The organism is Streptomyces sp. NPDC093591, assembly GCF_044764885.1.
Taxonomy (GTDB): domain Bacteria; phylum Actinomycetota; class Actinomycetes; order Streptomycetales; family Streptomycetaceae; genus Streptomyces.
Genome location: NZ_JBIWIY010000019.1, coordinates 125,597 through 141,043 on the forward strand (window position 1 = coordinate 125,597; position 15,447 = coordinate 141,043).

Here is a 15,447-nt window from a genome sequence, read left to right on the forward strand (position 1 = left end):
GTCTCGACAGTTCCGCAAGGCCGTGGCGATGAAATTCGTTGTTTACGCGACTGAGACTTGCGGATTTCGCAGCCTTGGCGCGATCGGGGGTGTTGAAAACGTGGGTCTGCCGACTAGGGTGGGTGTCTCAGTAACTGGACAACCAGGACTGACAGCCGCAAGCAGTGAAGACCTGACAGGAGGCCGGCAGTGAGCACCGAGCTGCGTCGTCTGCGCAATTACATCGACGGTGAGTTCCGGGACGCCGCCGACGGACGGACCACCGAGGTGGTCAACCCCGCGACGGGCGAGGCGTACGCGACCGCGCCGCTGTCCGGGCAGGCGGACGTCGACGCCGCGATGGAGGCCGCCGCCAGGGCCTTCCCGGGCTGGCGTGACACGACCCCCGCCGAGCGGCAGAAGGCCCTGCTGAAGATCGCGGACGCGTTCGAGGAGCGGGCCGAGGAGCTCATCGCGGCCGAGGTGGAGAACACCGGCAAGCCGATCGGGCTCACGCGGTCCGAGGAGATCCCGCCGATGGTGGACCAGATCCGCTTCTTCGCGGGTGCGGCGCGGATGCTCGAGGGCCGCTCGGCCGGTGAGTACATGGAGGGCCTGACCTCGATCGTCCGCCGTGAGCCGGTCGGCGTCTGCGCGCAGGTCGCGCCCTGGAACTACCCGATGATGATGGCCGTATGGAAGTTCGCGCCGGCCATCGCCGCGGGCAACACGGTGGTGCTGAAGCCGTCGGACACGACTCCGGCGTCCACCGTCCTGATGGCCGACATCATCGGCTCGATCCTGCCCAAGGGCGTCTTCAACGTCATCACCGGTGACCGCGAGACCGGCCGCATGATGGTCGAGCACCCCATCCCGGCCATGGCGTCCATCACCGGCTCGGTGCGGGCCGGTATGCAGGTCGCCGAGTCCGCGTCGAAGGACCTCAAGCGGGTCCACCTGGAGCTGGGCGGCAAGGCGCCGGTCGTCGTCTTCGAGGACACCGACATCGCCAAGGCCGTCGAGGACATCTCCGTCGCGGGGTTCTTCAACGCCGGGCAGGACTGTACGGCCGCCACCCGCGTGCTCGTCCACGAGGCCATCCACGACGAGTTCGTGCAGGCGCTCGCGAAGGCCGCCGCCGACACCAAGACGGGCCAGCCGGACGACGAGGACGTGCTGTTCGGCCCGCTCAACAACCCCAACCAGCTCAAGCAGGTCTCCGGGTTCATCGAGCGGCTGCCCGCCCACGCCAAGGTCGAGGCCGGTGGCCACCAGGTCGGTGAGAAGGGGTACTTCTACGCGCCGACCGTCGTGTCCGGGCTGAAGCAGGACGACGAGATCATCCAGAAGGAGGTCTTCGGGCCGGTCATCACCGTGCAGTCCTTCTCCGACGAGGCGCAGGCCGTCGAGTGGGCCAACGGTGTCGAGTACGCGCTCGCGTCGTCGGTGTGGACGAAGGACCACGGGCGGGCGATGCGGATGTCCAAGGCGCTGGACTTCGGGTGCGTGTGGATCAACACGCACATTCCGTTGGTCGCGGAGATGCCGCACGGTGGGTTCAAGAAGTCCGGCTACGGCAAGGACCTTTCGGCGTACGGGTTCGATGACTACACGCGGATCAAGCACGTGATGACGTCCCTGGACGCGTAGGTCGTGTTTCGGCCGCGGGTGCGTGGGGGCTGGTCGCGCACCCGCGGCGGAGCCGCATATCGGGCACAGCCCCGCGCCCCTTCAGGGCGTTGCAGCCCTGGCATGCTGCGGACATGGCCCTTCGAACGGAGAACTCCGCACTGTCACGCCGGTCCCTGCTGCGCGCCCTCGGTACGGGTGCGCTGCTGGGCGGGGTCGCCAGTTGTGGAGTGCCGGCCGCTTACGTGCCGCCCAACGAGCGAGCCGCTACTGATCTCTCCGCTACCGACAAGCGGCTCACCTGGGCGAACTGGCCGCTGTACATCGACACCGACGACGCGGACGAGACCCGGCGGCCGACGCTGGAAGCCTTCCAGCAGCGCACCGGCATCTCGGTCGACTACGTCGAGGAGATCAACGACAACGACGAGTTCTTCGGCAAGATCAGCCCCGCCCTGATGAACCACCGGCGCACCGGCCGCGACCTCGTCGTCATCAGCGACTGGATGTGCGCCCGGTTCGTACGGCTGGGCTGGGTGCAGGAGTTGGACCGGGCGCGCCAGCCCCACGTGACCAAGTACCTGGACCCGCTGCTGCGTTCACCGGCCTTCGACCCCGGACGGAAGTTCACCGTGCCGTGGCAGTCCGGCATCACCGGTATCGCGTACAACCGCCGCAGGCTGGGCCGCGAGATACGCGGCGTGTCCGAGCTGTGGGCGAGTGACCTCAGGGGCCGGGTGACCCTGCTCTCCGGCCTGGACGAGGCATTCGCCCTGCTCATGCAGGGCAACGGCGTCGACATCACGCGCTGGACGGCGGACGACTTCCACACCGTCTGCGACCAGGTGGAGGAGCAGGTGCGCAAGGGCCAGATCCGCCGCTTCACCGGCAACGACTACATCAAGGACCTCTCCAGCGGAGACGTCCTGGCCTGCCAGGCCTACTCGGGCGACGTCATCCAGCTCCGGGCCGACGACCCCGACATCCGCTTCGTCGTCCCCGAGGAGGGCGCCGAGCTGTGGTCGGAGTCCCTGATGATCCCCAACCTGGCCCGCCACAAGGCCAACGCCGAGCGGCTCATCGACTACTACTACGAGCCCGAGGTCGCCGCCGAGCTGGCCGCCTGGGTCAACTACGTCTGCCCCGTCCCGGCCGCCCAGGACGTGCTCGCCGCCGCCAAGGACGAGGAGACGGCCGCCCTGGCCGAGGACCCGCTGATCTTCCCGGACCGGGCGATGCGCGAACACCTCGCCGTCGCGCGGGACATCACGTCCGAGGAGCGGGTGGAGTTCGGGAAGCGGTGGAACGCGATCGCGGGACTGTAGGGACTACTACCGCTGGGAGGGGACAGCCACGTCGAAGGCCCCCGCCCAAGGTGCTCGAGTGGGTCGGGGGCCCCGGTGCGGGGAGCCGGTCAGCAGACCTGGATGCCGTCGACGAGAACGCCCTGTGTGAAGGCGGGGAGCTTGTCGGGCGCCGTGGAGGTGGCCACGACCTGCCGCCCGAGCGGGGTCGTCGTGTAGAACGTGGCGATCGTGCCGACGGTCTGCTTGTTGTCGTACGAGCGCATCGCGCCCGCCCAGCCCTTGTCCGCCAGATCGACGTACTGGCACTTGCCGAGATCCAGCATGTTGCCGGTGAAGAGGGCGCCGCTGTACAGGCAGATCTCCCCGCTCTCGCACGCGCCGTTCTCCTCCGCCGCACTGGCCGCCGGAGCCAGCGCGACCCCTCCTCCGACCAGCGCCGCTGTGGCCACTGCCAGGCCGATTCCTCGCATGCGAAGAACCCCGGCCCAGGGGTCACACCCGGCTCCGGTGGTGCACCGCCGTCCGCCCCACCGTCGCCGCCAGTTTGCGCAGCCGGCGCCAGTCCAGGCGGGGCCCGTGCTGTGGGACGCCGGGGCGTTTGCGGGGGACGCGGACGCGCAGGGCGCCGGGGGTGATGCGGCAGTGGACCGGGGCGGGCAGGACCAGGGCCTCGCCGTCGATGCCGGCCTCGATCTCCGCCCGGTCGGCCTCGATGACCACGTCGGGCGCGGTGAGGATGGTGAGGCCGCCCGGCGCGGGGTCGAGGAGCAGTCCGGCGGCCTCTGCCGCGCTGTCCACCCTTATGCCGAGGACGCCGAGGACGGCCGCGTCGAGACGGTCGCGACGGCCGAGTCCGAAGGGATCGTCCGTGCGGTAGGGGTTGTTGCTGACCAGCAGGGCATGCGGAGCGTCGAGCGTGGTGCCGCCCGCGCGGGCCGTCAGCCGCGGACCCTGCTGACGGGTGAGCAGGTCGGGCAGCAGCTCCAGGCTGGTGCCGATCTTGTCGTCCCGGTAGCCGGGGCTCTGCACGATGGCCGCGTACGCCCCGAAGGAGGCGTTGTTGACGAAGGGCCGGCCGTTCGCGAAGCCGAGGTCGACGCGGAGTTCCACGCCGTCGGTGAGCGCGTCGAGGCAGGTGGCGGGGTCGTCGCGGTCCAGGCCGAGGTCCATGGCGAAGTGGTTGCGGGTGCCGGCGCTGATCACCAGGAACGGGATGTCGTACGCGGCGGCGACCGCCGCGACCAGCGCCTGGGTGCCGTCACCGCCCGCGACGCCCAGCAGGTCGGCGCCGTCCGCCACGGCCTCGCGGGCCAGGGCGGTGACGTCCTGGTGCTGGTCCGGGTCGAGCAGGATGACGCGGGCACCGAGACGCTCGGCCTTCTCCTGGAGGGCGTGGCGGACCACCTTCCCGCCGCCCGAGCGCGGGTTCATGATCAGATACGGCCGCTGCGGCGGCGGCGCCTTCCGTTCCCGCATCACCCGCACCCGGGGACTGCCCGTCCCCCGCAGCGCGTACCGGCCACTCCAGACGGCCACCGACCACAGCGCCACGGACGCCAGCAGCGCCCAGAAGAGGGTGGCCGCGAACAGGGCCACGACAGCGGCCGGCACCGCCAGGGCCAGGGCGGCCGCGGCCCAGCGCACCGGTCCGCGCAGCGTCAGCGTCCACCACACGGCGACCGCGCTGAGGCCCAGCCCCGCGGCCCCGGCCACCAGCAGCAGCAGGCCGCCGACGCCGCCGTAGGCGAGCGGCACGAGCACCGCGAGCCCCGCCGCGGCCAACGCCGTCCGCGCCGCCCACCGCTGCTCGCGGTACGCCCGCGCGCTCAAGTCCAAGCCCATGACTTCTCCGTTCGCCGCGGACATCGTAGGACCGGTCGGCCGCGGACCGGACGGCAGTGGTGAGGGCCCCACGAGACCCCGCTTTCGAACGTGTTCAACTCCAGTCGTACGCTACCCCCATGAGCGACAGAGCCGCCCTGCTCAAGGGCATCCGCGTCTGGTTGGTCGTCTTTATCGTCTGCCTGGTGCTCAGCGGCGCCACGGCCTTCCCCCTCGTCCACGAACTGCGCTGGACCGAGGACCTGTTGCGCGCCCTGTCCGTGCCGGAGCACCTGCCCGGCCTCATGGACTGGATCGAGCGCGTCCGGCGGGGGCTCGACGCCGCCGACGCCGACTACCCGTTCCTGCTCTACGGCACGGACTGGCTCGCCTTCGCCCACCTCGTCATCGCGGTCGCCTTCTACGGCCCCTACCGCGACCCGGTCCGCAACATCTGGGTCGTCGAGTTCGGGATGATCGCCTGCGCCGGGATCATCCCGCTCGCCCTCATCTGCGGGCCGATCCGCGGCATTCCTTTCTGGTGGTCGGTGATCGACATGTCGTTCGGCGTCTTCGGGGTGATCCCGCTGTACGTCGTGCGGAAGAAGATCAAGCGGCTGGAGGCGCTGACCGAAGCGTCGGCGCCGCCGGCCGCCGCCGTCGCCGTCAGCGGTTGAACGCCGGGAACGCGAAGCGCTGGACGATGGACAGGCCGTCGCCCTTCGCGTCGGTCGAGTTGACGGAGTAGACCACCGTCCGGGACAGGTTGCGGGTGGCCGCGACGACGGCGTGGTAGCCGGGGCGGGCGCCCGTCTTGCCCCAGATCTCCTTGCCGTTCAGCTCGTACCGCTCCAGCGCGGCGGCCATGGTGGCCCCCTTGATCTTCGGGACGGTGAACATCTCCTTCAGCTGCGGCTCGGGCACGACCTGGCCGCGGAACAGGGCGAACAGCAGCCGCTCCAGGTCCGCCGTCGTCGAGATCATGTCGCCGGCCGCGAACCGGTCGGACATGTTCCACTCGGTCACGTCGACCAGCTTGCCGTCGATCCAGTCGTACCCGCGGTTGTGCGGGCCGTGGACACGGGGGTCCGGGCCATCGGGGAAGGACGTGTGCCGCATGCCGAGCGGGCGGAAGATCCGTACGGCCGCCTGGTGGGCGTACGAGTCGCCGGTGACCTTCTCGATCAGCATGCCCAGCACGGTGTAGTGGATGTTGCCGTACCGCTGGTGCTCGCCGGGCGCGTGGTCGGGGTCGGGGCCCTTGGCGACCGACGCGGCCACGACCTCCTCGGGGGTCAGCGTCTCGAAGCGGTGCTCGTAGCCGTCGTCGACGTCCTCGCCGAGGGACGCGCCCGGCTGGAGGCCGCTGGTGTAGTTCAGCAACTGCCGTACGGTGATGGGCTGCTGGAACTTCTCGGAAAGCAGACCCGGCAGATACTCCTGCACCGTGCCGTCGAGGGAGATCCGCTTCTCGGCGGCGAGTTGCAGCACGATCGCCGCGGTCACGATCTTCGTCGTCGAACCGGCCCGGAAGCGGGCGTTCTCCAGCGCCGGCGCACCGGTTCTCACGTCACGCACGCCGGCCACCCCGTGCCAGCTCCCCTTGCCGCCCACACGGATCAGCGCGGCCGTCGCGTCCTTGTCGGGCAGCCCCTTAAGTGCGGCACACAGGGCCTTGACGTCGGGGCCGGCCGCATCGGCGGCCTCGATCGCCTGCGCGCTGCACGACGACGACGCGGGCCGCGCGGACGCCGTCCCGGCCAGCGGCAGCACGGTCAGGGTCAGGGCGAGCGCGGAGGTGAGGAGGGCGGGAAGCGGGCGTACGGGCATCTGCTGCTCCTGATGTCGACGGGGTGTCCGTGATCATCGTCGGGGCGAGGCACCCCCGGCCGAATCGTCGGCGAGGAGGGCTCGGACCCTGGGGGAGCCCGGACCAAGTGCCGTATGGAACAAGGGTGTTGTAAGGGACCGCCCCTACGGGCCCCGGGTCGTCGAAAAAGTGTTATCGCCGCCCCCTTCACCGCGTCTCCACTCGCGTCCCCCCGCCCCCACACCCGGGAGACCTCCCCATGGCTCGCCCGCACCGCAAGCGGAATGTGATCTCCGGCATAGCCAACAGCGCTGGTCAGGCTGAGAAGGTGCGTACGGGCAGCAAGTGACCCGGGAGAGGACGTACGTGGACGAGGGAGCCGGCCGGCAGTGGCGCGCCACCATCGCGGCGGCGCAGGCCGGTGACCGGCATGCGCTGGACGAGCTGGTCGAGGGCTGGCTGCCGCTGGTCTACAACGTGGTCGGACGAGCCCTGAACGGTCACGCCGACGTCGACGACGTCGTCCAGGAGACCATGCTGCGGGCCGTCGACAACCTCGGCTCGCTGCGCGACCCGGACAGCTTCCGCTCCTGGCTCGTCGCCATCGCCATGCGGCAGATCCGGGACCGGGCGCGCCGCAGGCAGACCGCCCAGCTGGACGAGTCGGCCGCGCACGAGGCCACCGACTTCGCCGAACTCACCGTGCTGCGGCTGCAGTTGGAGGGGCAGCGGCGCGAGGTCGCGGAGGCCGTGCGCTGGCTCGACGACGAGGACCGGCAGCTTCTGTCGCTGTGGTGGCTGGAGGTCGCGGGCGAGCTCACCCGGCGCGAACTGGCCGCCGCGGCCGGGATCAGCCGACAGCACGCCGCGGTGCGCGTCCAGCGGGTCAAGGAACGGCTGGAGACCGCGCGCGGCATCGTCCGTGCGCTGGACGGCGCCTGCCCCGACCTGCGCGAGCTGACGGCCCGCTGGAACGGCCGCCCCGACTCCGTCTGGCGCAAGCGGCTGGCCCGGCACATCAGGGGCTGCGGCTACTGCGGCGACACCCGCGAGGCCGTCGTACCGGCGGAACGCCTCCTCGTCGGCATCGCACTCGTCCCGATCCCGGTCGGCTTCACCCTCTCCCTCGCCCTCGGCGGCAAGACGGCGGCCGCGGCGACGGCCACGGCGGCCTCCGCGGGCTGGTCCGCGAAGGTGATGGCCGCGCTCACCCAGCCCGCCGTGGCGGTGACGGCCGGCGCGACGATCGTCGCGGGCGGCGCGTATGTCGTCACCCAGCCCCCGGACGCGCCGCCGCGCGCGGCCGTCCCCACGGCGGCGAGCACCGCCCGCCCGCCGTCGCCCACGCCGTCGGTGACACCCACAGCCACGCCGTCACCGTCGCCGTCGACGACGAAGGTCGACCTGTACGGCACGGTCGTCGACGCCGTCGACCGGGCCCCGGACCCGAACGCCGAGCCCGCCGCCCTGCCCCGCCGCCCCGAGTCCGGCGTCACCAGCACCTGGGGAGCGAAGGCGGTCATGCAGCATCGCGGCGAGAGCGTCACGCTCAGCGGGCGGGGCTATGTCCTGGTGCGCTGGCAGATCGCGCCGCACGACCGGGCCGGCGGGCTGACCATGCCGACCTGGACCGGTCTGAAGGGCGAGATCTTCCACGTCGCCTCCGGCGGCGGCCGCCGTATGGACGACGTCACCGGGAAGGCGTCCGACGGCGGCGACGTCACCGGCATGGGCGGCCCGGACACCGGCTACACCGTCCTGCCCGAGGGCGCCCAGCAGATGTGGCAGAACGAGTACTTCTACATCGACGGCACCGTCACCCTGAACCTGAACGAGCGCGGCGCCTCCTACGGCCTGACCGTCATGCCGTCGAGCTGGGAGAAGGTGAACGAGGATGTGCGGTACGGCCCCCCGCAGGGCGCCATCCGCTACGGCCTGGTCCGCGACAACGGCAAGGACACCGCACCGGTGCCCCAGTACGTCACCCGCGGGACGCCGGGCGATCCGGCGACGGTGGCTCAGCGCTCCCGCGTGTAGAGCTCCTGCACATCGCGGCGCTCCCTGCGGAGCGCTCAGCGCAGCCCCAGGAGGACGGCGACCCGATTGGTCGTGATCGAGTCGACGCCGATGTCCAGCAGACGGCGCATGGAGCGCCGGGTGTCCGGGGTCCAGACGGACAGCAGGTAGCCGTCGCGGTGGACGCGCTCGGCGAGGGCGTGGTCGACCAGGCCGAAACGGTAGTTGAGCCAGCGCGGGCCCACCGCGTCCAGCAGCGCGGGGCGCGGCGGCGCCGACGTCGTCCAGGTCAGGGCGATCTCGGCGGCCGGGTCGGCGGCGCGCACGGCGAGCATGGCCGGGGCGCCCGCGCAGTAGTACACGCGCTCCTGCGCCCCGCACCCGCGCACGACGTCCACGACCCGGCGAGCCGCCCGCACATCGGGCGTGCCCGGCAGGTCGAGCATCACCCGGCTCCCGTCGCACGCCGCCAGCGCCTCCTCCAACGTCGGCACCCCGCCCGCCGTCAGCCCCCGCACCTCGGCCGCCGACAGCGCGAGCACCGGCCGGTTCTGCTCCCACAGCCGTTTCAGCGTCTCGTCGTGCAGCAGCACCGGCACGCCGTCCTTGGTCAGCCGTACGTCGATCTCCACCGCGTCCGCGCCCAGTTCGAGCGCGGAGCGCAGGGAGTCGAGCGTGTTCTCGCGGACGCGGTAGGGGTCGCCGCGGTGGGCGACGGCGGTCACGTTCTGCATGGGGCCATTCTGGTGGGTCAGGGGGCGAGCCACGTGGTCGTGTACGTGTCGATCTCGTCCTTGATCCGGGCCTTGCCGGGCGCGTCCAGGAACGACGCCTCCACGGCGTTCTTGGCCAGGTCGGCCAGGCCCCGCTCGTCGAGGTCGAGGAGGCGGGCGGCGACCGCGTACTCGTTGTTGAGGTCGGTGCCGAACATGGGCGGGTCGTCGGAGTTGACGGTGACGATGACCCCGGCCTTCACGAACTCCTTGACCGGGTGCTCGTCGATCGTGCGGACCGCGCGCGTGGCGATGTTGGAGGTCGGGCACACCTCCAGCGGGATCCGGTGCTCGGCGAGGTGCGCGAGCAGCTTCGGGTCCTGCGCGGAACTGGTCCCGTGCCCGATGCGCTCGGCGCGCAGGTGGGTCAGGGCGTCCCAGACCGTCTCCGGGCCGGTCGTCTCACCGGCGTGCGGCACGGAGTGCAGTCCGGCGGCGATCGCCCGGTCGAAGTACGGCTTGAACTGCGGCCTCGGCACGCCGATCTCGGGCCCGCCGAGCCCGAACGACACCAGGCCCTCCGGGCGCACCCGGTCGTCGGTGGCGAGCCGCGCGGTCTCCTCGGCGGACTCCAGGCCCGCCTCGCCGGGAATGTCGAAGCACCAGCGCAGTACGGTCCCGAACTCGGCCTCGGCCGCCTTGCGGGCGTCCTCGATGGCGTCCATGAACGCCTTCTCGTCGATGCCGCGGCGGGTGGAGGAGAACGGGGTGATGGTCAGCTCGGCGTAGCGCACCTGCTGCCGGGCCAGGTCGCGGGCCACCTCGTACGTCAGCAGCCGTACGTCCTCCGGCGTGCGGATCAGGTCCACGACGGACAGGTACACCTCGATGAAGTGGGCGAAGTCCGTGAACGTGAAGTAGTCGACCAGGGCCTCGGGGTCGGTGGGGACCTTGGAGTCGGGGTGGCGGGCGGCGAGTTCCGCGACGATGCGGGGGGAGGCGGAGCCGACGTGGTGGACGTGCAGTTCGGCCTTGGGCAGTCCGGCGATGAAGGCGTGCAGGTCGCGCGGGACGCGGGCGTCGACGAGACGGTCGGTCAAGGTTCCTCCCCGGGAACGGCGTCCGCGGCCGGGTGTACGGGCGGCGGGACGCGGGTGATCGGCTGATCGGTTACTCGGGATCATCGTAGGCCGGGGCCGCGTCGGCGATGCCCGGGCCTTAGCATGACGGCACTTACGACGGAGGGGGCCCGCGCATGTCCGACGACGCGCAGACGCCGGAGGCGCCGGAAGCATCGGGGAGATCGGAAGTATCAGGGGGGTCGGGGGTGCCGGGCGGATCAGGGGTACGGGGCGACGCGGCCGTAGGGGTCGGGGAGCCGGGCGCTTCGTCGGAGACGGGGCCGAGGACGTCGTTGGACAAACCGGGGGCGGGGGCCGGGGCGGCGGGTCCGAGTGGTGCGGTGCCGGGCGGGCCGGGGGCCCGCTCCGAGCCGGATCCGTGGGCGGCTCCGGCGGTGGGTGCGCAGGCGACTCCGTCCGCGCCGGGTGGCCCCGGGTACCCCCTCGCCTCGAACGAGCCGCCGGTCCGGCCCGCTCCGTCCGTGCACGATCAGCAGACGGTCACCTCCATGCCGCCCATGGGCGCGCCGTCCGAGCCACGGGACGCCGTGCCGCCGGCGGCGCCGTGGATGAACCCCACGGCCGGGCCGGGCCCGGCGATGCCGCCGTACGGCTCGACGGGGAACCCCTTCGCGGCGCCGATCGGGCCCGGTCCCTACGGCGCTCACGGTGAGCCGGTTCCGCCGCCGCCCATCGGTCCTGACGGGCCGGGGCAGGTTCCGTACGGCTATCCCGGGCCCATCGGTCCCGACGGGCCCGGGCAGGTTCCGTACGGCTATCCCGGCGGGCACGGGTACCCGGCGGCGGGGCCTGGTGTCGCGGGCTACTACGGCTGGCCCGGTATGCCGGCCATGCCGAGCAACGGGATGGGTACGGCCGCGCTTGTGCTCGGGATCATCTCTGCTGCGGTCTTCTGTCTGTGGCCGGTGGCGGTCATTCTGGGTGTGCTGGCTCTGATCTTCGGTTCGATCGGGCGAGGCAAGGCGCGGCGGGGCGAGGCGACGAATCCTGGGCAGGCGCTGGCCGGGATGATCTGTGGGGCGGCGGGGGTGGTGCTGGGGTTGGGCATGGTGGCGCTGGTGATCGCCACGGCGTAGGCACCGCCGGGTTTCCTCGCCCCCGCCGCCCCTACCCGTCCCATCCTCAAGGGGCCCCGCCCCTTCGACCCCGCCAGGGGGCTCCGCCCCCTGGACCCCCGCTCCTCAAACGCCGGAGGGGCTGGAATGGCCCGTCCGGCGTTCGAGGACGAGACCACACCCATCCCGAACCCCCGCCCACCCGCAGTGGGCTTCACCCCTCAACGCCGGCCCAGGCATCTCAGCCTGTCCGGCGTTTGAGGACGAGGCCCGAAGGGCCGACAGCGGGGGTCTGGGGGCGCAGCCCCCAGGGGACGGGAATGGGTAGGGGCGGCGGGGGCGAAACCCTTACCCCCGCAACCGCTCCCGCGCCTCCATCAACGCAAACCCCAACAAATTAGGCCCCCGCCACCGCTCCGGATCCCCCGCCCCGTCATCACTCGCCGCCAGCCCGATCCCCCACACCCGGTCCACCGGACTGGCCTCCACCAGCACCCGATCCCCGGTACCCAGCAAGAACTCCCGCAGATCCGCATGCGCCCCGAACTTGTGGACCGACCCCTCGACGACGATCCGGAACCGCTCCCGCTCCCATATCGCGTCGTCGAACCCCCGCACCAGCCGCCCCGCCTTCTTCGCCACCGCCGGATGCCCGGCGTCCAGCACCCGCCGCTCGGCCTCCGCGTCGCCGAACAGCCGCGCCTTCTCGGCCATCATCCAGTGCTCGGCGGTCGCGTACTCCACCCCGTCCACGGCGAACGGGGACAACCACCACTGACTCAAGCAGCTCGCGCCCACCCGTCCGTCAGGCCTCGGCCGGTGCCCCCAGAAGTGCAGATACCTGACCCTCGCCCCCGCACGGACCTCCCTGACCAGGACATCCCAAGAATCGATCTTCGCCATGCCCCCGAGCATGGCACGCACCACCGACAACCCGTCCCGCGTTTTTCCGTCCCGCTCGACACTTGGTCGACAGATTCCGTCGCGTAACCAAAAGGCAACAACGGAATCACTTGTTGGAGCCGCCCCCCTCTGTCAGGATCGGCACTCAAATCGAGCCTGAGCCACGCCGGCCCCACCGCGGGGACACGGAGGGAGCGACATGCACAACCCGGGCACCGCCACCCCGGAACGATTCCCGGCCCAGGACCGCTTCGCGGAGGGCGCGCAGTACATCGCGGGCCGACCGGCGAAGGGGGCCTCGGGCCGTACCCACGCCGTCGTCGACCCTGCGACCGGCGAGGAGGTGTACACGTACGACCTGGCCGGCCCCGATGACGTCGACGCGGCCGTAGCCGCCGCGCGCGAGGCGTTCCCGGGCTGGGCCACCACGACCCCGGGCGAGCGCTCCGACGCGCTGCACCGCTTCGCCGCCGTCCTCGCCGACCGCGCCGAGGAGTTCGCCCGCGCCGAGTCCCTGCAGTGCGGGAAGCCGTTGAAGCTGACCCGCGAGTTCGACGTGCCGGGGACCATCGACAACACGGCCTTCTTCGCCGGTGCCGCACGCCATTTGCAAGGGCAGTCCGCGGGGGAGTACTCCGGCGACCACACCTCTTACGTCCGCCGCGAGCCCATCGGCGTCGTCGGGTCCATCGCCCCCTGGAACTACCCCCTCCAGATGGCCGCCTGGAAGATCCTCCCGGCGATCGCCGCGGGCAACACCATCGTGCTCAAGCCCGCCGAGCTCACGCCGCTCACCTCGCTCCTCTTCGCCCAGGCCGCCACCGACGCCGGGATTCCGGACGGGGTCATCAACATCGTCACCGGGACCGGCAGGGAGGCCGGTGAGCACCTCGTCGGGCATCCCGACGTCGCCATGACCTCCTTCACCGGGTCCACCGCCGTGGGCAAGCGCGTCGCCGAGATCGCCACCGCCACCGTGAAGCGGATCCATCTGGAGCTCGGCGGCAAGGCGCCCTTCGTCGTCTTCGACGACGCCGACCTCGAAGCCGCCGTCCACGGCGCGGTCGCGGGAGCGCTGATCAACACCGGGCAGGACTGCACGGCCGCCACGCGCGCGTACGTGCAGCGCCCGCTGTACGAGGAGTTCGTCGAGCGGACCGCCGCACTCATGGAGACCGTCCGGCTCGGTGATCCGTTCGCGCCGGGCACCGATCTCGGGCCGTTGATCTCCCATGTCCAGCGCGACCGTGTCGCCGGGTTCGTCGACCGTGCGCGTGCCTACGCGCGCGTGGTCACCGGTGGCGAGGCTCCACAGGGTGAGCTCAAGAACGGTGCGTACTATCGGCCCACCCTGGTCGCCGACGCCGCCCAGGACAGTGAGATCGTCCAGTCCGAGATCTTCGGGCCGGTCCTGGTCGCCGTGCCGTTCGACAGTGACGACGAGGGGATCCGGCTCGCCAACGACACCCCGTACGGGCTCGCGGCCTCCGCCTGGAGCCGTGATGTCTACCGCGCGAACCGGGCCACCCGCGAGATCAAGGCGGGCTGTGTGTGGGTCAACGACCACATCCCGATCATCAGCGAGATGCCGCACGGCGGCTACAAGGCGTCCGGCTTCGGCAAGGACATGTCAACCTACTCCTTCGAGGAGTACACCCAGATCAAGCACGTCATGTTCGACAACACCGCGGTCGCCAGGAAGGACTGGCACCGCACCGTCTTCGGGGACCGATAGCCAGATCAGGCGGGAGCAGCCGGCCGTCCGACCCGCGACCGGCCTCCCCCACCTTTCCGATCTCTCCCGAAAGGGCACCACGCGCATGGAGCAGTACGAGCCCGACCGCCTGTCCCCGGCCCAAGTGGCCGCCATGCGGCGCAGCCTGCGCAACGGACGGGCCGCCGTGACCCGCCGTTCCCTGCTGCGCGCCTCCACGGGCGGCGCGCTCGCGCTGGGCGGACTGGGCACGCTCAGCGCCTGCGGGATCCCCGCGGCCGGCAAGACCCAGGGCGGCACGTCCGCGGAGGACCACTCGGCCGAGGAGAAGACCGTCAACTTCTCCAACTGGACCGAGTACATGGACGTCGATGACAGCGGGAAACATCACCCGACGCTGGAGGCGTTCACGAAACGCACCGGCATCAAGGTCAAGTACACCGAGGACATCAACGACAACAACGAGTTCTTCGGGAAGATCAAGCCGCAGCTGGCCGCGGGGCAGGACACCGGCCGCGACATCATCGTCCTCACCGACTGGCTGGCCGGCCGGCTCATCCGCCTCGGCTGGGTCCAGAAACTGGACCCGTCCAACCTGCCGCACGCCTTCGCCAACCTCTCCCAGCAGTTCCGCAGCCCCGACTGGGACCCGGGACGGGCGTACTCGTACCCCTGGCAGGGCATCTCGACCGTCATCGCCTACAACAAGAAGGCGCTCGACGGCGTCGAGGTGAAGACCGTCTCCGACCTGCTCGACAACCCCAAGCTCAAGGGCCGCGTCGGTTTCCTCACCGAGATGCGCGACACCATCGGGATGACCCTGCTCGACATGGGCAAGGACCCGGCGAAGTTCACGGACGACGACTACGACGCGGCGATCGCCCGCCTGCAGAAGGCCGTCGACAAGAAGCAGATCCGCCGCTTCACCGGCAACGACTACACCTCCGACCTCACCAGCGGCGACTTCGCCGCCTGCCTCGCCTGGGCCGGTGACGTCGTACAGCTCAAGGCCGACAGCCCGGACATCGACTTCCTCATCCCGGACAGCGGCTACATGACGTCCAGCGACAACCTGCTGATTCCCAACAAAGCCCGTCACAAGACGAACGCCGAGCGGCTCATCGACTACTACTTCGAGCCGAAGGCCGCCGCCGAGCTCGCCGCCTACATCAACTACGTCTGTCCCGTGGACGGCGTGAAGGAAGAGCTTGCGAAGATCGACGAGGACGCGGCGAACAACCCGCTGATCCTCCCCGACAAGGCCATGCAGGCCAAGTCCGTCGCCTTCCGCTCACTGAGCTCGAAGGAAGAGACGGCCTACGAAGAGAAGTTCGCGAAGCTCACAGGGGCGTGACCAC

General features: G+C 71.0%; 13 protein-coding genes. 7 read left to right on the forward strand and 6 right to left on the reverse strand.

Going from position 1 to position 15,447, the window contains the following annotated elements; genetic code table 11:
- Positions 1-189 precede the first annotated feature (189 nt).
- Together ACIREI_RS35150 and ACIREI_RS35155 are read left to right on the forward strand one after the other, a co-directional pair.
- Positions 190-1,629: a gamma-aminobutyraldehyde dehydrogenase gene (locus ACIREI_RS35150; RefSeq protein ID WP_403341739.1), complete on the forward strand. Its 1,440-nt coding sequence runs from the start codon at positions 190-192 to the stop codon at positions 1,627-1,629.
- Positions 1,630-1,742: 113 nt separating this feature from the next.
- Entirely contained in the window at positions 1,743-2,933 is a 1,191-nt protein-coding gene (locus ACIREI_RS35155; RefSeq protein WP_403341742.1) for a PotD/PotF family extracellular solute-binding protein, read from the forward strand.
- Positions 2,934-3,022: 89 nt separating this feature from the next.
- Here ACIREI_RS35155 and ACIREI_RS35160 read toward each other — a convergent pair whose 3' ends face one another.
- Both ACIREI_RS35160 and ACIREI_RS35165 read right to left on the reverse strand, forming a co-directional pair.
- Complete coding sequence (locus tag ACIREI_RS35160; RefSeq protein WP_403341744.1) at positions 3,023-3,385, reverse strand: peptidase inhibitor family I36 protein; 363 nt, start codon at positions 3,383-3,385, stop codon at positions 3,023-3,025.
- Positions 3,386-3,407: 22 nt separating this feature from the next.
- The gene (locus tag ACIREI_RS35165) at positions 3,408-4,757 is read right to left on the reverse strand and encodes a diacylglycerol/lipid kinase family protein (RefSeq protein ID WP_403341747.1); all 1,350 of its coding nucleotides are present in this window, start codon (positions 4,755-4,757) and stop codon (positions 3,408-3,410) included.
- A gap of 119 nt (positions 4,758-4,876) precedes the next feature.
- Here ACIREI_RS35165 and ACIREI_RS35170 point away from each other — a divergent pair, with 119 nt between their 5' ends.
- Positions 4,877-5,413: a hypothetical protein gene (locus ACIREI_RS35170; RefSeq protein ID WP_403341749.1), complete on the forward strand. Its 537-nt coding sequence runs from the start codon at positions 4,877-4,879 to the stop codon at positions 5,411-5,413.
- Here the strand turns inward: ACIREI_RS35170 and ACIREI_RS35175 are convergent.
- Positions 5,403-6,566, reverse strand: a complete 1,164-nt coding sequence (locus ACIREI_RS35175) for a serine hydrolase domain-containing protein (RefSeq protein WP_403341752.1) — start codon at positions 6,564-6,566, stop codon at positions 5,403-5,405. The two genes, ACIREI_RS35170 and ACIREI_RS35175, sit on opposite strands and share 11 nt — an antisense overlap.
- Before the next feature lie 325 nt (positions 6,567-6,891).
- On the opposite strand from ACIREI_RS35175, the gene ACIREI_RS35180 reads away from it, so the two are divergent.
- The gene (locus ACIREI_RS35180; protein WP_403341755.1) at positions 6,892-8,583 is read left to right on the forward strand and encodes an RNA polymerase sigma factor; all 1,692 of its coding nucleotides are present in this window, start codon (positions 6,892-6,894) and stop codon (positions 8,581-8,583) included.
- Positions 8,584-8,618: 35 nt separating this feature from the next.
- Here the strand turns inward: ACIREI_RS35180 and ACIREI_RS35185 are convergent, their stop codons facing one another.
- Both ACIREI_RS35185 and ACIREI_RS35190 read right to left on the reverse strand, forming a co-directional pair.
- Positions 8,619-9,296: a glycerophosphodiester phosphodiesterase gene (locus ACIREI_RS35185; protein ID WP_403341757.1), complete on the reverse strand. Its 678-nt coding sequence runs from the start codon at positions 9,294-9,296 to the stop codon at positions 8,619-8,621.
- 17 nt (positions 9,297-9,313) lie between these two features.
- Positions 9,314-10,375: an adenosine deaminase gene (locus tag ACIREI_RS35190; RefSeq protein WP_403341760.1), complete on the reverse strand. Its 1,062-nt coding sequence runs from the start codon at positions 10,373-10,375 to the stop codon at positions 9,314-9,316.
- Between the two features lie 503 nt (positions 10,376-10,878).
- On the opposite strand from ACIREI_RS35190, the gene ACIREI_RS35195 reads away from it, so the two are divergent.
- Positions 10,879-11,493: a DUF4190 domain-containing protein gene (locus ACIREI_RS35195; RefSeq protein WP_403341762.1), complete on the forward strand. Its 615-nt coding sequence runs from the start codon at positions 10,879-10,881 to the stop codon at positions 11,491-11,493.
- 327 nt (positions 11,494-11,820) lie between these two features.
- Here ACIREI_RS35195 and ACIREI_RS35200 read toward each other — a convergent pair whose 3' ends face one another.
- Positions 11,821-12,375 (reverse strand): NADAR family protein, encoded by a 555-nt coding sequence (locus tag ACIREI_RS35200; protein ID WP_403341764.1) that lies wholly within the window; start codon positions 12,373-12,375, stop codon positions 11,821-11,823.
- Positions 12,376-12,574: 199 nt separating this feature from the next.
- Between ACIREI_RS35200 and ACIREI_RS35205 the strand changes: the two genes are divergently transcribed.
- Entirely contained in the window at positions 12,575-14,110 is a 1,536-nt protein-coding gene (locus ACIREI_RS35205; protein ID WP_403341766.1) for a gamma-aminobutyraldehyde dehydrogenase, read from the forward strand.
- A gap of 85 nt (positions 14,111-14,195) precedes the next feature.
- Entirely contained in the window at positions 14,196-15,443 is a 1,248-nt protein-coding gene (locus ACIREI_RS35210; RefSeq protein ID WP_403341769.1) for a spermidine/putrescine ABC transporter substrate-binding protein, read from the forward strand.
- Positions 15,444-15,447: the final 4 nt, after the last annotated feature.